This is a genomic window from Haloactinopolyspora sp., from assembly GCF_027324685.1.
Classification (GTDB): Bacteria; Actinomycetota; Actinomycetes; order Jiangellales; family Jiangellaceae; genus Haloactinopolyspora.
The window spans coordinates 1-22,807 of the sequence record NZ_DAHVSH010000164.1; the positions used below are offsets into that span (position 1 = coordinate 1).

The 22,807-nt window shown below is 67.8% G+C and carries 17 protein-coding genes and 1 pseudogene; 4 read left to right on the forward strand and 14 right to left on the reverse strand.

Annotated features, from left to right (window positions below):
- The 5 genes and pseudogenes from M6444_RS17350 to M6444_RS17370 all read right to left on the reverse strand — a co-directional run.
- Positions 1-344, reverse strand: a pseudogene (locus tag M6444_RS17350) (hypothetical protein); the annotation flags it as partial.
- A 220-nt stretch (positions 345-564) separates the two neighbouring features.
- The gene (locus M6444_RS17355) at positions 565-915 is read right to left on the reverse strand and encodes a nuclear transport factor 2 family protein (RefSeq protein WP_298330253.1); all 351 of its coding nucleotides are present in this window, start codon (positions 913-915) and stop codon (positions 565-567) included.
- Positions 912-1,379 carry an SRPBCC domain-containing protein gene (locus M6444_RS17360; protein ID WP_298330256.1) on the reverse strand — a complete coding sequence of 156 codons (468 nt, stop codon included), beginning with the start codon at positions 1,377-1,379 and terminating at the stop codon, positions 912-914. The genes M6444_RS17355 and M6444_RS17360 overlap by 4 nt, the downstream gene beginning before the upstream one ends.
- Positions 1,376-1,726: a metalloregulator ArsR/SmtB family transcription factor gene (locus M6444_RS17365; protein WP_363326414.1), complete on the reverse strand. Its 351-nt coding sequence runs from the start codon at positions 1,724-1,726 to the stop codon at positions 1,376-1,378. The genes M6444_RS17360 and M6444_RS17365 overlap by 4 nt, the downstream gene beginning before the upstream one ends.
- Before the next feature lie 91 nt (positions 1,727-1,817).
- Positions 1,818-2,246 carry an NUDIX domain-containing protein gene (locus M6444_RS17370; RefSeq protein ID WP_298330262.1) on the reverse strand — a complete coding sequence of 143 codons (429 nt, stop codon included), beginning with the start codon at positions 2,244-2,246 and terminating at the stop codon, positions 1,818-1,820.
- A gap of 263 nt (positions 2,247-2,509) precedes the next feature.
- Between M6444_RS17370 and M6444_RS17375 the strand changes: the two genes are divergently transcribed.
- Complete coding sequence (locus M6444_RS17375; RefSeq protein ID WP_298330264.1) at positions 2,510-3,430, forward strand: hypothetical protein; 921 nt, start codon at positions 2,510-2,512, stop codon at positions 3,428-3,430.
- Positions 3,431-3,448: 18 nt separating this feature from the next.
- Here the strand turns inward: M6444_RS17375 and M6444_RS17380 are convergent, their stop codons facing one another.
- Complete coding sequence (locus M6444_RS17380; protein WP_298330317.1) at positions 3,449-6,148, reverse strand: LuxR family transcriptional regulator; 2,700 nt, start codon at positions 6,146-6,148, stop codon at positions 3,449-3,451.
- A 130-nt stretch (positions 6,149-6,278) separates the two neighbouring features.
- Between M6444_RS17380 and M6444_RS17385 the strand changes: the two genes are divergently transcribed.
- The 3 genes from M6444_RS17385 (at position 6,279) to M6444_RS17395 (ending at position 11,433) form a co-directional block, all read left to right on the forward strand.
- Positions 6,279-7,847 carry a calcium-binding protein gene (locus M6444_RS17385; protein ID WP_298330265.1) on the forward strand — a complete coding sequence of 523 codons (1,569 nt, stop codon included), beginning with the start codon at positions 6,279-6,281 and terminating at the stop codon, positions 7,845-7,847.
- A gap of 254 nt (positions 7,848-8,101) precedes the next feature.
- On the forward strand, positions 8,102-9,454 hold the full coding sequence (locus M6444_RS17390) for a hypothetical protein (RefSeq protein WP_298330266.1): 1,353 nt from the start codon (positions 8,102-8,104) through the stop codon (positions 9,452-9,454).
- A gap of 194 nt (positions 9,455-9,648) precedes the next feature.
- Entirely contained in the window at positions 9,649-11,433 is a 1,785-nt protein-coding gene (locus M6444_RS17395) for a DUF4350 domain-containing protein (protein WP_298330270.1), read from the forward strand.
- Here M6444_RS17395 and M6444_RS17400 read toward each other — a convergent pair.
- The 8 genes from M6444_RS17400 to M6444_RS17435 form a co-directional block, all read right to left on the reverse strand.
- Positions 11,430-13,784, reverse strand: a complete 2,355-nt coding sequence (locus M6444_RS17400) for a PQQ-binding-like beta-propeller repeat protein (RefSeq protein WP_298330273.1) — start codon at positions 13,782-13,784, stop codon at positions 11,430-11,432. The two genes, M6444_RS17395 and M6444_RS17400, sit on opposite strands and share 4 nt — an antisense overlap.
- A gap of 245 nt (positions 13,785-14,029) precedes the next feature.
- Positions 14,030-15,286 (reverse strand): DegT/DnrJ/EryC1/StrS family aminotransferase, encoded by a 1,257-nt coding sequence (locus M6444_RS17405; protein ID WP_298330276.1) that lies wholly within the window; start codon positions 15,284-15,286, stop codon positions 14,030-14,032.
- A 298-nt stretch (positions 15,287-15,584) separates the two neighbouring features.
- Positions 15,585-16,919 (reverse strand): hypothetical protein, encoded by a 1,335-nt coding sequence (locus tag M6444_RS17410; protein ID WP_298330278.1) that lies wholly within the window; start codon positions 16,917-16,919, stop codon positions 15,585-15,587.
- A 71-nt stretch (positions 16,920-16,990) separates the two neighbouring features.
- Entirely contained in the window at positions 16,991-17,797 is an 807-nt protein-coding gene (locus M6444_RS17415; RefSeq protein WP_298330280.1) for an ATP-binding cassette domain-containing protein, read from the reverse strand.
- Positions 17,784-18,809 (reverse strand): ABC transporter ATP-binding protein, encoded by a 1,026-nt coding sequence (locus M6444_RS17420; protein WP_298330283.1) that lies wholly within the window; start codon positions 18,807-18,809, stop codon positions 17,784-17,786. Before M6444_RS17420 ends, M6444_RS17415 begins: the two co-directional genes overlap by 14 nt.
- Complete coding sequence (locus tag M6444_RS17425; RefSeq protein ID WP_298330286.1) at positions 18,806-19,750, reverse strand: ABC transporter permease; 945 nt, start codon at positions 19,748-19,750, stop codon at positions 18,806-18,808. The genes M6444_RS17420 and M6444_RS17425 overlap by 4 nt, the downstream gene beginning before the upstream one ends.
- A complete protein-coding gene (locus M6444_RS17430) occupies positions 19,705-20,706 on the reverse strand; it encodes an ABC transporter permease (protein ID WP_298330289.1) in 1,002 nt (333 codons plus the stop codon). Before M6444_RS17430 ends, M6444_RS17425 begins: the two co-directional genes overlap by 46 nt.
- 14 nt (positions 20,707-20,720) lie before the next feature.
- Complete coding sequence (locus M6444_RS17435) at positions 20,721-22,529, reverse strand: peptide ABC transporter substrate-binding protein (protein ID WP_298330292.1); 1,809 nt, start codon at positions 22,527-22,529, stop codon at positions 20,721-20,723.
- Positions 22,530-22,807: the final 278 nt, after the last annotated feature.

Genomic DNA, 22,807 nt, shown 5'->3' on the forward strand with positions numbered 1-22,807 from the left:
CCGCCGCGCTCATCGTTCTTCATCACGATAATCAGTTCCGTGTAACCGTCGTCGGGACCAACATCGTCGCAGCTTTGGCTGATCTCATGGCTGGCGATCTCGGTGGTGAACGTGCCCGCCACTCGTTCTCCACCGTAGAGGTTCGGCGGCTCGCCGACTGCTGTACCGATGGTGTCTAGGGCGTTGCCGTCGCCTTCCACCTGGTCGGGTCCGACGATACGAAGGTAGGGCGTCACGTCCAGAGGTTCCACTTCGGCGTCAAAGGCCACGTCGCGCAACGTGATCTTCTGCCCAGGAGTGCGCGCGCACAACAGCATGGAGCCGAAGGAGCCGTACCACGTCATGTCCCCAGGCGCGAACAGCGAGCTTGTACCACCGCCCGTGGACGCGGACAACGGTCCGCCCTCACCGTCGGCATGGCGCTCGGCCCCACTCGAACTCGTACATGCGGCCACCAGCGCGATGCTCGCGACCAGGATTGACAACCGTCGAATCCGCCATCGAGTCGGACGGGTCAGTGTCAGCACTCGCCGATCCGCCGCTGGTAAGTAGGTGTCACGTCGTTCATGTCAGTGGAACGACGTAGGAATCGACCTGTGCGATCAGGTCGTCGCGAAAGGTGAACAGGTCGTTGTAGGCGAACTGGAAGCGCCCGGCTTCGCGGTGATGTCCGGTACCTGTACCCGTGACGACGACGACGTCATCGGCCTGCATGGTCCGCTCCACCGTGAGTTGAGGGCTGCCCACGAATGCGGGGTTCTCGATCGCGTCGTCGAACTCGGCCTTCCCGCGAGTGGTGCGCAGGCCGTGGATGTGCCAGACGACATCGTCGGTAAGACACGCGAGGATCGCTTCATGATCGCTTCGCCTGAAGCCGTCCATGTATCGGTGGACGATCTGCTCGCGGGTGGTCATGTGGTGGGTCTCCGTTCGTTGTTCTTCAGCTCGCTCACGACGACGCTCAGTCGTGCGAGGACTCCGGCCAGTCCGGTGCGGGCCTGGTCGGTTCGTAGTTCGGGTGGCAGCCGACGTTGATGAACCACCAGCGTGGTTCCGCTGCCCGTCGACCGGAAGGTGATCTCGGTCGTGAGGCCGGTGCGTTGTTCGGCGAGCACCAATCGACTGGGTGCCTCGATGGCCTCGTATCGAAACCGGAGCGGGTTGCGGCGACCGTCAGCGCCGACAGTCTCCAACTCGAAGGTCCCGCCCACCCGAAGGTCGACGGCCACCGACTCCGGCGGGACGGTTGCGTGATCACCACCCCAGAACGCCGCCAAGTGCTCGGGCGTGGTGAACACCTCCCACACCAGGGCCGGCTCGGCGTCGAGGTAACGAGTCGCGATCAACTGATCGCCGTCGAGCGTCGCGGGGTTCGTCATCGGGTCCGTTCCTTTTGTATCGACGCCAGATGGTCTTCAAGGCTGTCAAGACGCGACTGCCACTGGCGTTGCTGTTCGGTGATCCACCCGGCCAGCTCCTGCATCCGTTCGACATCCAGGCGGCACGGGCGTCGTTGACCGTCCACCCGTTGCTGGATCAGCCCGCAGCGCCGAAGGATGCCGACATGGCGAGAGATGGCCTGATGGGTCAACCCGAAGGGCTCGGCCAGTTCACCTACGGTCGCCTCACCCTGGGTGAGCCGACTGATGATCGCCCGACGAGTCCGGTCGCCGAGTGCTGCGAAGGCAGCGTCCAGGTCGACCTCGACCTCAGGAGCAACGGACATGCGCATCATGCTATCTGCAACGAACTCCTTGCGCAACAAATTCGTTGCAGATGCTGTGAACTCGTCGTTCAGCCGCCGCCGCGGACGTTATTCATCTCGACAGGCCTCTGCGGATGCCCTGATGGATGTAGGGCGGGATCCGCAGCTCGTCGAGGTCCTCGGGGTCGACAAAGCGGAGCTCGACGCCTTCAGTGAGCGGCAGCTGGGTCTCGTCACCGTCCCACGTGCCGGCGAAGAACGTGATCGTCAGACCGGAGCCGTCGCCGTCGCGCATGTCGAACAGCTCGGTCACGCCCGTTGCCGTCAGCCCAGCTTCTTCCTGGAGCTCGCGGACGATGGCTTCGTGCGGCGTCTCGTCGCCGTCGACGCCGCCACCGAGCAGGCTCCAGTGCCCCGGCCAGGCGATGTGGGGGAAATCATCGCGAAGGTGCAGAAGCAATTGTCCCCTGCTGTTGGTGATGATGGCAACGGCGCCTCGTGCGCTGTGCACCGGCTCGTGGCCCATGGTGTCGGCGGACATCACGCCACCGTAGCGGCCCGGCCACCGCCCGTGCCGCGTCCCCGCGCGCACCGCGTGGCTCGGTGAAAGCGACCAATCGCGCCCGAGATGTTCGCTTTGTGGAGCATTTCAGTGTGCCACGTGGGTCTCGCACCTGCACACTCACGAGGCCGCCTCGGATGCCGATTCGAGAGTGGCATTCCTAGCCTCCCGTCATGGTTCGTTTCGTCTCTGCGCGCACGGCTACGTCTCGTGCGGTCGTATCAGGGATCGCCGTTGTACTCGTGGCGTCGTTGACCGCCTGCGGCGGCGAGGACGGCACCACCGAGAACGGCGACACCGAGAACAGCGCCACCCAGGACGCCACCACTGGGGAGGACTCGACACCGGTGGCCGACGGAGAGCCGGAGTCGGCGACGTCGTCGCCGGCCGGCCAGGCGCCGGACGACGAGGTTTGCGCAGCCCTCGAGGGCATCGAGGACGATCTCGCCATCCTGCAGAGCGATCTGTCGACCGACGATCCGCAGGCGTTCGTCGCGCAAGTCTCGGTAGCAGCCGAGCGCTTCGCCGCCACCGAGCCACCGGCTCCGGTAGCCCCTTCGTGGGAGGCGCTGGCCGACTTCTTCACCATGACCGACGAAGCCTTGCAAGGCGTCGAGATCACCACCGAGGACGATCTCACCGAGGCGCTGCGGTTCGACGACGAGCAAGCCTTCGCCATGGTCATCCAGTTCCCAGGGCATGCAGAGGCCGTGGGCGCCTACCTGCAGGAGACCTGCGACATCGATCTCGGGATCGTGCCGCCGGCCATCGCGGACGTCTGCGACGCGCTTGATCCGGCCCATCTCGGTTCGGTGTTCGACGCCGTCCCTGCTGGTGAGAACCGACGTTGGGGCCACGGCGTGGTCGAGTGTTTCTGGGCCGACGAGAGCGGCAACGAGGTCGGCGTCGTCGTCGGCCCGACCGAAGCGCTGCGTCGTGATCTGTTGGACGGCCAAGACCCGGTCGACCACGTCGAAACCGGCGGCAGCACGGTCGAGGTGTATGACGGTGCGCTCGGGCCACTGCGCTCCGCTGCGGGCCGAACGGCGGCCACCGATGTCAAGGAATCGACGGTGATGGCGTCGGTGCGCACCGGTGACGCAACGGCTGAACAGCTGAAGGCGATCGCGTTGGCCGACCTCGTGTCGCTCGAAGTCGAGTGACGTCACGACCGGTGCTGATCAAGCCTCCATGATGACGCGGAGGGCCTCGCGCCCGTCGATGTCGAGCTTGCGGAACACGCTGGACAAGTGGAATTCGACGGTCCGTTCGGAGATGAACAACCGGCGCGCGGCTTCGGCGTTGGTCGCACCGCCGGCGACCTCGCGAGCCACTTCGAACTCTCGAGGTGTGAGCTGGGCCGCGGGCCCGCTGGCCAGCGCCGGGTCGTTGATGCGGCGAATTCCACACGCGGCCAGTTCCGCGTTGCACTGTTCGGCCCAACTGCCCGCACCCAGGCGCACGAATGTCTCGTGGGCCAGCGAGAGCTTCTTGTGCGCCTCGGCTTTCCGGCGGGCGCGGCGCAGACGCTCGCCCCACAACAGATGGGTTCGGGCGGTCTCGAACCCATCGGGCTCTCGGCTGAGCTTGTCGACAGCGTCGGCGAACAGGGCGTCCATGTGCTGAGGCGCCGCCGCCAGCGCCCGGCACCGGGTCGCGAGCCCCAGCATCGCGACGTGACCCACCCCGTCCATCGCCTTCTCGAACGCGGTGAGATCGCCGAGCCGATCGGCGGCCTTTCCGAGGCGCCAGGCGGCCTCGAACGTGTCGGCGAACCTGGACAAGTACCCGGACGGCACCAGGCCGACCTGACGCTCGATCTCCCCGGCGAGGTCGAGGTGCTGCAACGCCGTCGTGAAATCTCGATGCGACAACGCGAGCAGTCCGGCTACGGCATGGTCGAGGTGAGCCAGGATCGGCACCCATGCCGGCGCCTGTTCCCGCGCCTGCTGCCGAAGCAGTTCGCAGCTGCTGGTGTCGCCACGTGCCGCCAGCAGATGTGCGTGCCGCAGGGCGATGAAGGGGTACGGAGCAGCGAAGTCAGTGTCGATGACCATGCGCTCGAGCGCTTCGAACTCCAGCAGGGCACGATCCCATCGGCCCTGGCGCCGTTCCTGGCTCGCGGTCATGGAACTGGCGATGTAGAAACCGGATGCGGACGGTCCGTACTCGTCCGTGGCCCGACGGCAGTGGGCGATCACCTCGTCGACGATCTCGTACTCCCCCAGCCAACCCGGCACGACCGTGATGAACCCGGCCGGCGTCGCGGGGTCGAGGATGTGTTGCCAAGGGTAGGAGTCCGTCCACCGGCCACGGAGCAGGGCACCCCCGCCCGGTTCGCCGGCCATCACCGCGATGACGTCGCACAACAGGCGCTGCTCCAGGGTCAGCCGGTCCGCGACATGCTCGTGCAACGTCGCGCACACCTGCTGCGCACGCCGGTACTCCCCCGCCCCCAACATCGCCGTGGCGAGGGCAGCGAGCAGATCTCGGCCTGCCTCTCGGGTGCGCGTGTCGCCGGCCTGGATCAGCTCGATGCCATGAGCCTCGATCCGCTCGTCGTCGTGAGGAGCAACCGATTGGGTCCACAGCGACAGCCAGGTCAGGTCGCGCAGCACCTGGGCGCGTTCGATCGCTTCGGTGGTCTCGGCGAGGAGTTGTTCGATCAGCGTGCGTGCCTCGGGACCAGCGCCGGACAGCGCGAGACATCGGACGGCCTCACGGAGGAAGGCGCGCTTCTGCGTGGGCTCGCTGGCCAGTTGGGAGGCGCTCTTCCACAACTCGGCGGCGTCGTCGTAACTTCGCGCGTCGCGAGCAGCCCGGGCGCCTTGCAATACGGCCGTCCGCAGCGTCTCCGGGTCGACGTTCGGGTCCTGTTTCAGGTGGGAAGCCAGCCGTACGGGATCGTCGGCGAACTGAGTGACCAAGGCGCGATGCACCGCAACGAGGTGCTGTGATCGTGCCTCGTTGCGAACTGCTGCCGAAACCAGCGGGTGCCTGAACTGACACCGCCCCTCCCGCAGCCGAGCCAACCCGAGCCGCTCGGCTTCGTCCAGGTCATCGAGCGAGCAGCCCAGTCGGCGAAGCACAGCGACATACGCCGTCGGCGACAAGGTGTCGAAGGAAGCGGCCAGCAGGCAGAGCCGGGCCGCGTCCGTCAGGGCAGCAAGCCGCTTGGCGAACAGACCGGTGATCGACCGTCCGAGGGGCAGGTCGGCCGGGAGCGGCTCGGTTCCGCGCTGCTGCGCTGCATCGAGTTCCGCGGGTATCTCGCACAGCGCCAGCGGCAGACCGACTGCCTGCTGGGCGATCTTCGCCGCGACTCGGGCGCTCATCTGCGGATATGTCCTGTGGAGTAGCGCCAGGGACTCCTGGCGGGACAGCGGGCCGACGTCGAGGCGCGTTCCGACCGTCAAGTGCTCGTCATGCGGTGAACGCACGCCGAAGACCACGCACATCGCGTCCGCGTCGAGGCGGCGGGCGACGAACACCAGCGCGCGGTGGCTGGGCCCGTCGAGCCATTGCGCGTCGTCGACCACCAGGAGTACCGGTCGTCGCCGGGCCAGGGTGGTCAACGCTTCCAACAACGCCGACGCATCGCGCAGGGGATCCTGGCCGGTGGCGGTGACCACACCGTCGAACCTGGCTTCGCGTACGAGTTGATGGACTCCGGCAAGCGGCAGGTCCGTCTCGGCCGGATGCCCTGCGATGCGGATCGTGTGCACCGTGTCGCGAGCCTCGGCCGCTGCGGCATCCAGCAACATGGTCTTGCCGCTGCCTGCTTCACCGCACACCGTCACGGCGCGAGCCCGGCCGTTCTTGGCGTCGCTGATCGCATCAGCCAGCATCCGCAGCTGCGGTTCACGGCCGATCAGCTCCATCCGGTCCACGACGTGGACCTTAGCCCGCCCAGATCATCCGCTGGTCGTCGCCCATCTTTGCCGGCGATCGCGACACTTTCCCGTGGCCACCACGGGTACCTCTCGTACCGTCGCTGACGACGATGAGCAGATGACCCATCAACCAGGTCTGTCGGTGCGTGCTGCGATCGTGCTGACAGCCATGTTCTGCGGACCAGCACTCATGATCGGCCCACTGGCGATGCCGGCGGCCGCTGCACTGATCGATGGAACCGGAGGCGACGACGTCATCGATGGAACGGCCGAGAACGACCAGATCTTCGGCCGCGGCGGCAACGACCTGCTACGCGGCCACGGCGGTGACGACCAGCTCTGGGGGGACGGCGACGACGACGAGCTGCTCGGCGGCGCCGGGGACGACTTCGCGCACGGCGATACGGGCACCGATTACATCGAGGGCAACGCTGGCGACGACAACCTGTACGGCGGCGCCGGACAGGACACCGTTCGTGGTGGCGCCGGACACGACTACGTCGCCGGCGACGGCGGCGACCACGGGGCCAGCGGGGGCGACGGAGACGACACGCTCTACGGCGGCGACGGCCACGACACCATGGTCGGCGATGGCGGTGACGACTACATCGAAGGCAACGCGGGCAACGACGTCATCGACGGCGGCAACGGCGACGACACCGTGTATGCCGGCGTCGGCAACGACGAGGTCAACGCCGGCCCCGGCGACGATTTGGTGTTCGGGGGACCCGGCGACGATCGACTGATCGGCGGTGCCGGCGACGACGGCCTGTACGGCGACGACGGCGACGACTGGATCGAGGGCGGCAACGGCGCGGACATCCTGGTCGGCGACGGCGGCGACGACAACATTCAAGGACAGGCCGGCCCCGACATGTTGACCGGTGGCGCCGGCGACGACGAACTCTACGGCGGAGAAGGCAACGACACCCTCTTCGGCAGCGACGGGGCCGACCGGCTGTTCGGCGAGTTCGGCAACGACCTCCTGTGTGGCGGTGACAACCCTGGCGGCGGCGACGAACTGTACGGCGGTCTGGGCAGCGACCTCGCGTGCGCGCACGATGACGCGGTGACCATCCGGGCCGATGACACCGTGAACGTCGACCTCGCCGCGAACGACGAGGTACTCGCGGACGACGGACTTCGAGACAGTCCCAGCGTGTACTCGCTGACCTCGGTGCCCGCGGAACTCGACGCGAGCATCGATCCAGCGACCGGAAGTCTCACCCTTTCCGTCGCGGACCGCGCCTACACGGGCGGCACGTTGACCTATCGCGTCCAGCGGGACCACCCGGACGGGAACCTGCGCTCGGACGCCGACGTCGTCGTGGACGTACTCCCTGGCACCCCGGATCCTGACCCCGAGACGCCGGATCCCGACCCGGAAACGCCGGACCCCGACCCCGAGACGCCGGATCCCGACCCGGAAACGCCAGACCCCGACCCCGAGACGCCGGATCCCGACCCGGAAACGCCAGGCCCGGACCCCGAGACGCCAGGTTCGGAAACACCCGCGCCCGACCCGGGCACTGATCGGCCGGGAGACGACGGCAGCGCGTTGCCCGATACTGGCCTCAGCGGGCCAGGCGCACCGTTCATCGTTGCGATGACCCTGATCGCCGCTGCCGGAGCTCTGGCCATCCGCTACTCACGACGACGAGCAGGAACGGAGCCCGACGCACTCTGAACGCTGAGTTCGACCGGGCCGCGAATCATTCCTTCGCGCCGAGAACAACAACGCGAATACACGGTCTCGCCGTCTCCTGCCCACCGGCCCGGGGACGGCGAGATCTCTATCAAGACGACTGATCGACACGATAGCTACGTGCCATAATGGGATCGTTCCACGCACTGCGTCTATCAGCAGCTGGACCACGGGTCGACACAAGCCGCGGCGTCGGCGCTCGCTCCCGCGGTCCGACCGAGCAGGAGCTGACCCCGATGCATCAACCCACCACCGGCACTCGTGAAGAGATCACCATCGGGGTCGTGGGCGCCAGTGAGATCGTGCACCGCATCATGAGCGTGGCTCGCGAGACCGGCAACCCGTCGTGGCGGCTGGTTCCTGCGGTGTACCACGACGAGAAGGACGCTCACACCCAGGCGATGAAGATCGCCTCGCGCATCGACGTCTGCCTGTTCGCCGGCCCGCTGCCCTACGACGTCGCCACGACCAAGGGCGACCTTCCGGTACCGGCCACCTACGCGCCGGTGGGCGGTGCGGCACTTTACGGGACGCTGCTGCGAGCCAGCTTGGACGGCATCTTCGATCCGTTGCGCGTCAGCATCGACTCGGTGCCGGCAGCCGACGTCGAGGCGGCCTACCGCGAGATCGGACTCGATCCGAGCGGCGTGCACACCCAGCAGTACGCGGGCCCGGAGTCCGCCGCGGAGTTCCTCGATTTCCATCGCCGGCTGTACGAGGCCGGCAAGACCACCGGCGCTGTCACCACCGTCCCCACGGTTGCCGCCACGCTCGCCGAGGCCGGCGTGCCGTCGCTGAAGATGACGCCGTCGGGGATCACGCTGCGCAACGCGCTGCAGACCGCGGCGCTCATGGGCAGCGGAGCGAAACTCGAAGAGTCGCGGATCGTCACCATGATCGTCCAAGCGCACCGGGGCGCATTCCCGGCGCATGCCAGCCCCAGTAATTACTGGTACCAGGAGATGAAGCTCTCGCTGCACCGCGAGTTGTTGCGCGAGGCCCGACCCATGGACGCCGCGGTACTCACGCGCGACGAGCACAGCTACCTGGTGGTCACCACCATGGGCTCGCTCAACCTCGCCACCGACGATCTGACCGTTGCACCGTTCCTCGGCCGGATCTCAGCAGCCTTGGGCCTGCAACTCGAGATCGGTATCGGCTTGGGCCGCTCCACCCGCGAGGCCGAGCTCAACGCGCAGGCGGCGGTGGACAAGGCTTCGGCCGGCGCTGGGACCACGGCCTTCCTTGTCGGCCCGGGTGACACCGTGCTGCAGCTTCCGGCAGCCCGTCAGGCCACCGCCCCGCCGCCGCTGCCGAGCCGGGATTCCAAGAGCGTCGACGTCCTGGCCCGCCTGGCCGACGCGCTGGACAAACGTGGCGACGACGACCGGGTCGTCGATGCCGAGACCGTGGCCGAACTGCTCGGCGTCACGCTGCGCACCGCGCGCCGCATGCTCCACTCGCTGGTCGACGAGGGCCTGGCCTGGCCGATGCCTCCGGCCCGGTCGAGCAAGGTCGGCCGGCCACCACGGCTGTACCAGCTGTTGGTGGAGAAGGTGCCGAGCGAGGCTCGCGCGGCGCGCGACTGACACACGTCGTCCAGTAACCGACCGCACAGCACTTTGAGACTCCGGATGCCGTGCGGCGCTGACTCGCGCCCTCTTGACACCCCGCACCCCGGCCCAGATTATGGGCTAAAGTAAATACCCAATAAGGGCTGACCACAACTGCGGCCAGTAAGCGTTGCGGCCACCGAACGACCCCCGGTGAAGGAGCCTCCGCTGTGCAGACCCAGACCCTCGCGATCGTGCCCGACATTCCACCACCGGACTCCCCCACGCCGCAGGCGTGGTGGCGCTACGCCACGGAGGTTCTCGACCACGTCCGATTGCCGTACCGGACGGCCAGCGCCCTCGATGCGCAGGCCTTGTCCGACGACACCGGACTCGTGCTCATCACCCACCACGCAGGGCTCGACGCCGCCACCCGCGAACGCCTCGCGGCCTGGGTGAACGACGGGGGCGCCGTGGTGGTCGTGGGTGATCCCGGCGACCTCGCGGAGCTGGCCGGTAGCACGAATGTCACCAGCCTCGACGCAGAGCACGGCCACGTCGACGTCCACGCCGACGCCGTCTGGACGCACGTGCCTGACGTCGCGCTTCACGCCGTCGGCGGGGTGCGCCTGAACGCCGGCGACGACGTCGACGTGCTCGCCTCGTGGGAGGACGGCGGCGCGGCGGTGACCGCGCGGCGCGTTGGCTCTGGCGTGGTGATCGCCTGCGGCGTCGACCTGTGGCAGACCATCGTGCGGATCCAGCAGGGATATCCGGTCGCCGCCGACGGCGTTCCGGCCTCCGACGGTTCGGCGCCGATCGACGAGGGCATCCTCAAGTGCGAGGACGGCATGGCGTTGTGCCTGGAGCGCGACCGTGCGCTGCCGCCCGGCGAACCCGAACTGGACCGCTACGAGCACGTCAATCCGCCGGTGTCGGGTCTGCCGATGTTCCACCGCCCGCACGCCGACCTGTGGCGATCGTTGTTCTTGCAATGCGTGTGGTGGGCCGCTGAGCAGGTGGAACTCGCCCAGCCGTGGCTGTACTACTGGCCGGCGGGAGTTTCGGCCGTGGCGCACATGTCGCACGATGCCGATCTGGGTGTCGACGAGCAGGGCCGCGCCGCGCTCGAGGCTTTCGACGAAGCCGACGTCAAGGTCACCTGGTGCCAGGTGTTCCCCGGCGGGTACGAACCGGAGACCTTCGCCGCCGTCGGCAAGGCCGGTCACGAACAGGCGCTGCACTACAACGCCATGCACGACGCCGACATCGCCACCTGGGGCTGGCCACAGATCCGGGCCCAGTACGCCTGGGCGCAGGCGGTCACCGGCGTGGACGACATCGTCTCGAACAAGAACCACTACACCCGCTGGGAAGGATTCACCGAGTTCTACGAGTGGTGCGAGCGGCTGGGCATCCAGATCGACCAGTCGCGCGGGCCGAGCAAGCAGGGCACCGTCGGGTTCCCCTTCGGCACCGCGCACGTGTCGTTCCCCATCGCCGACGCCGACGACGGTCATCGGTTCTACGACGTGCTCAACCTGCCGTTGCACACGCAGGACCTGGCCTGGGCCGGACACGAGAGCGTCCGCGACGTCATCCTCGACAATGCGATCGAGCAGCACGGCGTCGCACACTTCCTGTTCCACGGGCCGCACCTGCTGATGCGCCCGCCCACACGCAAGGCCTGCCTGGCCCTGGCCGACGAGGCACGCCGGCGCGGTCTGCCATGGTGGACCAGCAAGCAGATCAACGAGTGGGAGCGGCTGCGCAGGCGCGTCCAGGTGACGGTCCGGCCCACCGACGGCGGCTGGCTCGTCGAGTCCAGCGCCGAACAGCCGGTCCCCGACGCCGCGATCATGCTCATGCTGCCCGGTGTGGATCGGGCGCCCGCGGTGGTCAGCGGCACCGGCAGCGTGGCCACCGTGCAGCGCCATGGCCGTACGTTCATTGAACTCACCGCGGACGTGCCCGCTGGCTCGGGCTCGTGGAAGTTGGCGCCGCACGGTTCCTAGCGGCCGACATCGCTCGTGCCGGCGGCGCGGACGAGCTGACCGCGCTGATGGTCGGTGATGACGTCGTCGGCAACGAGCTGGTCGGCCACCGCCTCGACGGCCCGCACGAATGCACCGTGGTCGGCCCAATCGCGATCGTCGTCGATCAGGTCGTTGATCGTGCAGCCGTCAGCGGCGTAGCGGTTGGGCACACCGCTGTCGACATCGCCGGCGTACACCCGGTCACGCAGATCGGAGTCGGTGCAACTGTCCTGCGGCGGCCGGTATTGCAGCAACCGGTTCGTGTTCGTTCCGTCCCCGGTGTGCAGCAGGTAGAAGTCGCCGCGCGGGTCGAGGGTGAGGCGGCGAGTCCCGCCCTCGTGGAGGATGCTGACCTGTTTGTCCAGTTGGTCGATCCGGAACAGCCGCGCGGCGGAGTGACCGTAGACGTGCTCGTCGGGATGGAGAATGAGGTCACCGTCGGTTTCACCGGCGTTCCCGTCGAAGATGGTCGTTTGGTGCACGACCTCGAGGGTTTCCGGGTCGAGGATGAACAGCGTGCCGTCGGCCAGTCCCCACAGGTTGCCGTCGGGACCCGCGAGCAGCGCGTTGATGCTGTAAGCGCCCGCGATCGGAGCGAACTCGTCCGTCTTGCGGCCGGTCTCGACATCCCAGGTGAAGATCTTGGCCTCGGTCGCGATCGGGTCGGTTCCGCCGCCGCCGGCGACGCTGGATCCACCGAAGAGCGTGCCGCCGATCGCCGCCAGCGACGAGATGGTCTGGTCCTGGACGACATGGCGGTGGACCTGATGGGTCCCCGTCGTGAAGTCGTAGACGGTCAGCGCCCCGCCATGCTCGCCATAGCCGGGCGTCGTCCCGATGTAGAGCTTGTCGGCCACGTCGAGCAGCGCGGTGGGACGATTCTGCTCCTCGTCCTGAAGCTCGAACAGAACCTGTGGATTGACGTCTTCCTCCCACGGCATGGTCGGGTCGTACTCCATGAGCCGGCCGGCCGGATAGGTGCCCACGTAGAGCCGGCCGTCGCGCCAGGCCCACCCCTCGGCCTGGCCGAGCCTGCGATGCTGCGTGACCTCGCCGGTCGCCGGGTCGTACACGCCGACGTCGCCGTTGATGTACGCGCTGGTGTAGACCTTGCCGTCGCCGTCCGGTCCGGCGTGCAGGTGGGACAAGTCGGTCGGCACGCCGGCGAACGGCAAGGTGTACCGCTCGAGCGTTCCCGCCTGCGGATCGTAGGTGAACGCCCGGCCCTCGTAGTTGCCCGACAAGGCGTACAGCACCGAACGCGACGGGTCGTCCGAGGCCGGCAGCCAACCGAACCCGATCCCCGCGCCGTCGACCACGGCCGGTTCGCCGTCGACCATCACGTCATGAATCGTGTTGGTCGGCAGGTCGTAACGCATCAGCTTCGAATCCTGCGCCGTGTAGTAGACCGAGCTCGCATCCGGAGCCAGCGGTGCCGTGCCCCTCGACACGATGGGCACCGTCGGCACGGTCTCGCCAGTGGCCGCCACCGTGATGTCCTGCATCTCACCGGTCACCGGGTCGAGTACAGCCAGGTCCGGGCCAGGGTGGAGCTTGACGAAGAGCTTGCCGCCCACGTAGTCGAGGTCGTAGACCTCGGCGTAGCCATCCAGGGCGGCTGGAAGGACGTCGTGCCGCTCGCCGGTGTCGAGGTCGACCCGAACCAGCCCGGCACGCGCTCCGATGCCGGCGAACACGGTGTCGTGGTCGGCGTCGTAAGCCACCGACCGGACGTAATCCTCCTCCGGATCCATCCGGCCGTAGTCGGTGAAGCCGCCTGCTGGGGAGTACGAGAACAGGTGAGCGTTGGGGTAGGTCCCGCCGAAGACGCTGCCGTCAGGCCCGGGAACCAGCGAGTAGAGATAGCCCTCACCCGACACCGCCTGGCCGAGATCAGTGAGCCGGTCGGCATCCGGCTCGTACCGGAAAAGGTGCCCGTTGTAGTACGTGCCGACGTAGACACTCCCGTCGGTGGCGACGGTGACGCCCCACGCGCCGGAGGCGCCAGGTAACGGGATCGTCTTGATCAGCTCGCGGGTTCGAGGGTCAGCGATGTTCAGCTTGGCCTGCTCACTCGCCACCACGGCGTAGACGGCGTCGCCGCCGTGCGGCCCCGTTGTGAAGGCACCTTCCATGATGGTGAGCGCGGTGACCGTGTGCCCCAGATCGGTGAAGGTCCCCGCGGTGGTCGAATCAGCCGCATTCGACTCAGGAGAATGCGCCGAAGCGCCTGCACCAGGCGTCGACATCGCCATGACCAGGCACAACGCCGAACCGATCGCGCCCGCCGTGACACCGTGACGTAGGAAACGAGGCCGTGAGAAAGCCATGACCGTTCCACCTCCGCGCTCGCGGCATCACACCGCGATACTTGCCGGCCGAGCAGTGCACGGCTGGACCCAGCGCGTGGGGGCAACCGGACGTCAACGCGACCGAGGTTGCATCAGGGAGCTACTTATGACCGGAATGTAACAGGCTTTATGACCTGACCGCAATGTCAGCATCTGTCATATTCGACCGGAATTCAGTCCGCGCGGTCTACTCGGAATGCCTGAGTAGACCGCGCGGCATCGCGTCACCGCGCCCGCAGCGCGGTGGACACCTTGTCGAATGCGGCGACGATGTCCGCGACGTCGTCGTCGGAGAAGTTCTCGTTCCAGCCGAGCACGAACATTCGCTCACCGATCAGCGTTTCGGTGTTCGGGCACAGCCCGCGCTCGTATCGGGGCACCGCGTCGGCCGGCGGCGACGTCAGCGGATAATTCGATTCGCCATAGGTGTGCCGCTCGGCCAGCACCGGCGTCAGATACAGCGGCAACCGGATGTAGCCGCCGTTCGCCGGGATCCCTTCGGCTGTGAGCGCGGCGGCGTAGCGATGCGCATCGGCACCGGCCGTTCGGGCGTCGACGAAGACCGGGAACAGCCAGTAGGTCGCGCCCTCGTCGAGACCCGGCTCGAGACCCGGCCACTGGGCCAGCGCTTTCGTGAGTGTTTCGGCGGTGGCCCGGCGCCCGGCGACGATGTCGGCCAGTTTGGGCAGCTGCGCCCGGGCGACGGCGGCCTGCAGTTCGGTCATCCGGTAGTTGAGCCCGAGGAACAGGTGGGTGCGCTCGTCGGTGTCTCGCGGCCAGGCCTTGTCGGCGAACAACCGTGCGCGCCGCAACAGGGCGTCGTCGTTGCCGATGGTCAATCCGCCGTCGCCGGCCGTGATGTGCTTCGACTGCTGCAGGCTGAAGCAGCCGATGTGCCCGACGGTGCCGGCCAGCGCGCCGTCCGGCGCACAACGGGTCAGGTAGGCCTGCGCGCAGTCCTCGATCAGGACGATGCCCCGCTCATCGGCCAACGCGCGCAACTCCGCGACCGGTGCCGGCTGGCCGAACAGGTGAACGGCGATGATCGCACGCGTGCGGCTGGTGATCCGTTCGCGGACCGAGTCGACGTCGAGGTTGCCGGTGGCCGGATCGACGTCGGCAAAGACCGGGACGGCGTTCTGCGCCAGGATCGGCAGGACGGTGCCCGCGTCGGACAACCCGGTCGTGATGATCTCGTCACCGGGCTCGGGATTCACGGCCGCGACGGCCAGGTGAAGCGCGGCCGTGCCGGAACTCGACGCCACCGCATGAGCCACGCCGTAGTATTCGGCGAACTCGGCCTCGAACGAGCGGGTCTCGCCGCCGATCGTGCTGTTCAGCTGACCGCTGCGGATCACTCGCTCCAGCGCGGCCAGCTCCTCGTCACCAAGGCGCCGCCCGGCGGCGTCGGACACCGAGGGAAACGGCTTGGTACGAATGGGCGTGCCGCCGTCTATGGCGAGCGTGGCGTCGTCGGGCACGAGGTACCTCCAAAAGCGTGGGCCGCCGTGAGCGCCCACGATACTCCGGAGCCAGCATTTCGGCTAGGACCATATCTCCGTTTGGAGCGCCCGGAAGTCGGCTTCGCATCACGAGGTGTATCGCTGCCTGCCGGCCGGTTCCCCGCAGTCGTGAAGATCGTCGTGCGTCCCACGGCCGATCCCCGCAGTCGTGAAGATCGTCGTGCACCACGACGCGTTCTGTCGCACCACCACCCGTGCACGCCTGCTGGAGCATGCGAATGCCTAGTGAACATGATCATTGACAAGAAGGGGTGGGTCAGCGAGGGAGCTTTTCGACCAGTAGTTGATAGAGCTGGGGTGGGCGCCCGACCTTGCTCGGCCGGGCCGGCGGCATCGGCCAGGCCAGCCCTTCGTCGACGAGCATGCGCATGGTGCGCCGCGCCGTTTGGCGGCTGACGTCGAGGACCTCGGCGACTCGCTCGGCGTCGAGCACGCTGGATTCGTCCTCGCCGTCGTCTTTCATGGCCTTGGCCAGCCGCGCCAGGACGTCGATGGCCCGCGACGCGTCGGAGCTTTCGAGCACGGTCGGCTGCCGCCCGGCCGGGCGCCGGCGCGCGGGCAGCTCGATCACCGCGTCAGCCAGCCCGACCAGGAACGCCGTGTCGGCGTCGCCGGAGCTCTTCTTGTCGACCGCGGTCTGCGCATTCTGCTCGGCCTCGCGGGTCGAACGGCCCAGCCCGATGCCGACCTCGACCACGGTGGACAGCTCGTCGGCGATGCCGGCGATGAACGGCGCGACGGTGAGGTCGTCGGTGGCCATGCGCAGCGAGCCCATCGTGGTCACGACCAGGTAGCTGCGCTCGTCGCGCGCCAGCACCGCCGCATCCATCGGCCGAGCCTCTTGCAGCAGCTCGCGGTACAGCGCGAGTTTGAACTCCTGATAGGCATAGCTGCTGGGCCCGGTGTGCGGCGGCAGAGACGACCGCGGCACCCGGACGATCATGGTGACCATGCGCGAGCCGTCGAGCTTGGCCTCACTGCCCAGCAAGCCGGCCGTGTGCAAGGCATGGCGCACCGTGCTCTCGGAGGGCACCATGATGAGCACCGGCACGCCGGCGTCCTTCAGCTCCGCGGCGACGTCCGGCAATGTGGTGATGGCGCCGGTCGTGTCCCCGCGTTCGTACAGGTCGCGGTGGAACGCGACGAAGTCCGCCGACTCTGCGCGCACGTACGGTCGCACCCGCACCTGGCTCGGGCTCAGCCCGATCTCGGCATAGGAGTGCTCGACGTCGCTGTCGGTGACGGAGTCGATGCTGATCCGCAGTGGATCGAACACGCCGTCGAGGATTCCGCGCAGCAGGGTCCCGTGGATCGCGGATCCGTCCACCGGCACATAGGTCGCCGGCACCGGCAGCACGCCTCCACGCACGGCGAGATCATGCGATATCGGGCCGCAGAACAGGCACACGTCGATCCGCGAGGCCACCTTGGCCACCTGCCGGAACACGTCACCCTCGGCGGCCACAGCGACCAGGCGCCAGTGCGGTGCGCCGGACTCGCGGGCCACGGACATGACGCGTTGCACGGCCCGCCGAGCACCGACGACTCCGATGGTGATCTCTTCGCGAGCACTGCCACCCCGCCCGTGCATCGCTCCCTCTCCCCCGTCTGGCCCCCCGATCGAGCCGAGCCTATCGCCGCCGATCCGCACCTCGTGTCCCGTCACATCGTGACTGGAAGGACAGCGCCGAGCAGTTGCCGGGTGTAGGGGTGCTCCGGCGCTTCGAACAGCCGCTCGGTCGGGCCTTCTTCGACGATGCGACCCTGCGACATCACGGCGACCCGATCAGCCAGGCGTTCGACCACGGCCAGGTTGTGCGAGATGAACAAGCACGACAGGCCGAGCTTCTGGCGTAACTCACCGAGCAGCGCGAGGATCTGCGCCTGGATGGAGACGTCCAGTGACGATGTCGGCTCGTCGCACACGAGAAGGTCTGGTTCTAGAGCCAGGGCGCGGGCGATCGCGATGCGCTGCTGCTGGCCGCCGGAGAACTGGCTGGGATAAAGCTCCCCGAAGCCGGGGTGGATGCCGACCATCTCCAGCAAGGCATCGGCCTGCTCACGGCGCGACGTCTTGGTCCCCCTGCCGTGCAGCCGTAACGGCTCCATGACGTTGGCGACGGCGCTGTAGTGCGGAAGCAACGAGCCGAACGGGTTCTGGAACACCATCTGCATCCGCTGGCGCAGCACTCGGAGTTCCTTGCCGGGTACGGTCGCGAGGTCCTGCCCGTCGAACTCGACCCGCCCGGAGGTGCACGGCTGCAGTCCCATCAACAGCCGGGCCAGAGTGGACTTGCCGCTCCCGCTCTCGCCCACGACGCCGACAGTCTCGCCGACGCCGATGTGCAGACTGACGTTCTCGACAGCACGAACCTCACCGGCCCTGCTGCCGAACACCTTCGACACCTCGTGCGCAGCCACCAACGGGCGGGCCGCGCTGCCGGGGCTGTCGACGTCACTGGTCGTCATGGCCGTCCTCCGCTCGCCAGCACGCCACCGCTCGGGCGCCGCCGATCTGGATCAACTCCTGCTCGTCCTGACACCGCGGCAGCACCGCTCGGTCACAGCGCGGATGGAAGGGGCATCCGCGTGGCCGGCTCGCCAGGTCCGGCGGGTTGCCGGGAATGGGGTGCAGCGGCCGGTCGCGGCTGCCGAGCTCCACACTCGAGCCGAGCAGGCCCGCGGCGTACGGATGACGCGGCCGGCTCAGCAGCTCGCGCGTCGGAGCCCGCTCGACCACGCGACCGGCGTACATCACCACGGAGTCGTCGCAGAAGTACCGGGCCACCCCGAGATCGTGGGTGACCATGATGATGCCGGTCCCCTGGTCCTTCAGCCCGGCCAGCAGGTCGAGGATCTGGCGCTGGATGGTGACGTCGACGGCCGTCGTGGGCTCGTCGGCGATCAGCAGCGCCGGGCGGGTGACGATGGCCATCGCGATCATCGCGCGTTGGCGCATCCCGCCGGACAGTTGAAACGGATACACCCGGATTCGCCGCTCGGGTTCGGGAATACCGACATCACCCAGCGCTCGGACCGCACGCTCGCGCGCTTCGGATTTCGTGCACACCCCGTGCCAGAGCAGATGCTCGGTGAGTTGGCGTTCCAGGGTCAGGGTGGGGTTCATCGCCTCCATGGCGTTCTGGAACACCATCCCGATGTCGCGCCCGCGGATCCGGCGCATCTGGCGCTCGGGAAGGCGCAGCAGGTCCTGACCACCGAACCACACCTCACCGGCCGTGACACGACCGGTCCGCGGCAGCAGCCGTAAGACGCTGCGCATCGACACGCTCTTGCCGCTGCCGCTCTCGCCGACGATCGCCAGCGCACGGCCCGGCTCGACGTCGAAGCTGACGCCGTCCACGGCGCGTAAGGCTGCCCCGTCCTCGCTGCGGAACTCGGTGTGCAGGTCACGTACGCGTAGCAGTGGCCCGCCGGGGGTTCCCGACGACGAGCCCGACGGTGCCTGAGTCATGGTCATCGCCGATCACCCCGCGGGTCGAAGGCGTCGCGCACGCCGTCACCGACCCAGGTGAACGCCAGGAGCGCGAGCGCGAACACACAAGCCGGAGCCAGCAACATGTGCGGTGCGGACAGCAGGTAACGGGTGCCTTCGGAGATCATGCCGCCCCAGGACGGCGTCGGCGGCTGCACCCCGAGGCCGAGCAAGCCGAGCCCGGCTTCGGCCGCGATCGCCGCGGGAATGGCGAAGCTGGTGGTCACCAGCATGGGCCCGATGGCGTTCGGCAGGATGTAGCGCACCGCGATGGTCGGGCCTGAGGCACCCATGGCGCGGGCGGCTTCGACGTACTCACGCTGTTTGATCGACAGCACCTGGGCACGGACCAGCCGCGCCTGGGTGACCCAGCCCGCGATCCCGATGGCCACGATCAGCGCGAAGATGCTCCGGCCCAGCACCGCCACCATGACGATGGCGAACAGGTAGCTCGGGAAGGCGTACATGACGTCGGTGAACGCCATCAGGCCCTGTTCGGCCCGGCCTCCGCGGTAGCCCGCCGCCAGACCGACGACCAGCGCGCACAGCAGCGCCAGCAGCTCTGCGCCGAAGGCGACGATCAACGCCGTGCGCAGACCGTAGAGCGTCCGGCTCAGGATGTCGCGACCGAGTTGGTCGGTGCCGAGCAGGTGCCCGTCGGCACCGGCGCCGGCCAGCAGGGCCTCGTAATCGGTGTCCGCGTAGTGATGCGGGGCGATCCAGGGCGCGGCGAACGCGACCACGACCAACACCCCGCACATCACCAGGCTGATCAGAGCCAGCCGGTTGCGCTTGAACCGGTCCCATGCCTTGCGCCACGGGCCCCTGGCCCGCGCCCGGGCGACCGTCTCGCCGGCACCGGCCGCGCCGGCATCGGGCTCTAGACCTGTTGAGTGGAGACCTTCCGCAGCCGCGATGACGTCCACCCCCCTTCTGCCCGGATTCGTGGGTCGAGGATTCCGTACGTGAGGTCGACCAGCAGATTGACCACCATGATGATCAAGGCGAAGAACAGCACCGTGCCCATGAGCAGCGGCATGTCCCGGCTGGCCGCAGCTGTCGCGGCGTAGTAGCCGAGTCCGGGGATGCGGAACAGCGCTTCGACGAAGACCGTGCCGGTCATCAGCGCCGCCAGCAGCGGGCCCACCACCGTCACCAACGGGATGAGCGAGTTGCGCAGAGCGTGGCGGACCACCACGGTGCGGTAGGGCCCGCCTTTGGCCATCGCAGCGGTGACGTACTCCTCGCGCAACGTCTCGAGCATGCTCGAACGCACATAGCGGGCGAGCACCGCCGCCGGCCCGAGCGCGAGGGCTACGACCGGCAGGAAGACATGCTCCGGCCGTTCCCATCCGCTGGAGGGGAACCAGCCCAGGAACGCGGTGAAAATCAAGATCAGGAACGCGGCGATGAGGTAGTTGGGCAGGGCGTGGCCGAGGGTCACGCCGAACATCGTGGCGTGGTCGGCCTTGGAGTTCTGCCGCATGGCGGCGAACACACCAGCCGGCACGGCGATGAGCAGGGCGAGCAGGACCGCCAGCACCGCCAGCGTCGCCGACACCGGGAAGGCCGCGGCGATGATGTCCTCCACGGCCCGCCCGGCGTAGCGATACGACGGCCCCATGTCCCAGGTGACCACGCCTTTCATGAAGGTGAGGTACTGCTGAACCACCGGTGTATCGTCGCCGTACCGCGCTTGTGTCTCGGCCAGCATCGACTCGGTGCCCGTTCCGGCGATGCTGGTGGCGCCGCTGGTCACCCGCTGAATGTCGGCGAAGTTCCCCGGCGCCAGTTGGAGCAGCCCGAACGTGATGATCGACACCGCGACCAACGAGACAGCCAACCGCGCCAGGCGCTGGCCGAAGAATCTGACGACACCCACGCCCAACCTCCGGCCTAGGCCTCGAGCCCGAGCGACTTGAGGTAGAAGAAGTCGGGATAGCGCCGCAGCTGCAACCCGCTGACGCTCGGGCGTACCGCGAAGAACACCGACAGCCAGGACACCGCGAAGTACAGGTACTCGTCCTCGCGAATGCGCGCGGCCTGCAGGTACATCTCCTTGCGCTGCTCTTCGTCCAGTTCCGCCTTGGCCGCGCTCACCAGCTCAGCCATCTGCCGCGAACCTTCGGAGGAATGTTCACTCAACAGGGTGTTGAGCTGCTCGGCCTGCTTGGCGGGGTCCATCTCGCTGTCGGCCTCGATCTGCAGGTATTGGCCCCAGATCTCGCCGGGCAGGCTGAACTTCTGGATGTCCAGCGGCGACCACAGCGCACCCACGTAGGTGGGCATCGTCGGTAGCCCTGCGAAGGTGCCCCAGTAGAAGCCGATGTAGTCCTCGTCCTGGACCGCCCAGCGCCGCTCGACGTACACGCCGGCCTCCACGCGGTCGTTGAGCGCGTCGATACCGAGGCGGTTGTTCCACTGGTCGATGACCGCGTCGACGATCGGCGAATCGACGCCCTGCAGGATGCGCACCTGCGGCAGACCCTGGCCGTCGGGGTAGCCCGCGTCGGCGAGCAACTGCTTGGCCTCGTCGAGGTTCTCCTCGACCACCAGGCGTTCGTCCCAGCCGGCCACGTGATCGTGCGGCAGCGACAGTCCGGGCTCGGCACCCGGGACGACGCTGGCGATCTGTTGGCGATCCAGCGAGATCGACAAGGCCTTCCGGACCCGCACGTCGTCCAGCGCCGGATGCTTGCTGCGCAGCCTGGCCAGGTAGCCCACGCTGTAGGTCTCCATGGCCTGCAGGTGCTCGGACAGTTCGGGATCGTCCTGGAACCGGCTGACATCGGCTTCGGAGAGCTGCAGGATGTCGGTTTCGTTGTTCTCGTAGGGCACGGTCAACGTTCCGGCCGCCGCTCCAGGGTCGACCTGGGTGATCTCGATCGCGTCCAGACTGACGTTGTCGCGGTCCCAGTACTCCTCGTTGGGCACCAGCGACAGGCTGGAGTTCGGTACGAAGTCGTCGACGGCGTAGGGGCCGTTGGCCACGAAGTTGGGCGGTACCTGCCACTCGTCGGGCATCTGCTCGACGGTGTCCATGTGCAGCGGCAGCAGGGACGGGTGCGTCAGCGCCAGCAGGAAGTCCGGGTTCGGTGTGGCCAGCGTCAGCACCAGTTCGCTGTCGCTCGAGGCGACCACGCCGACTTCGGACCAGTCCTCGGTGGCGCCGTTGAGGTACTCCACCGCGCCCTTGATGCCAGTGGTGGACTGATACGCGTTCTGCCCGAGGGTGGTGCCGCCGGCGCCCCCACTGCTGGGTGTGAACAGTCGCTGGTAGGTGCGTTCGAAGTCGCCGGCCGTCACCGGGTCACCGTTGGACCACTTCGCATCGGCCCGGATGTGGAAGGTGTAGGTGAGCTGGTCCTCGGAGATGTCCCAACTCTCCGCCACGGCAGGAACGACGTCGGTGCCGTCGTCGTTCTGCATCACCAGGCCCTCGAGGATGCCGCGCGTGAGGATCCACATGCCGTTGGTGATGATCTGCGGATCGAGCACTTCGACCGGCACGAACGTCATCCGCAGCACCTTGGAGCCGCCTTCACCGCCACCTCCCCCGGCCGGATCGTCGTCGCCGGACAGCCCACAGCCGGCCAGCGCCCAACCGCCGCCGGCCGCGAGTCCGACGAGTCCGGACACCCTCAAGAACTCACGCCGCGACACGCCGGGCCATGGCTGTAGACGATTGGTAACTGGTCGTGCCATCGGAGCACCTCTTTTCTTCGTAACCACCGGAGATACCGGCGTCACGAGACCGGGCGGGTAAGCAGAACGATATTTCGGCTGCTCGATGGTCTAATTGACGCCGAACTTTATTCTGAGCCTCGATCGCGTGTCAACGGTTTCGGGGCGGCCAGTCGGGCTCGGCCGCCCCGACCAGGGCAGTCCTTGGCAAACTTCACGCACCGAGCCGGCACGGGACGGAGCAACCGCTCACCCGGGCTGGCACCGATGAGTAATAACGGTCAGGGGTATCGCCACCT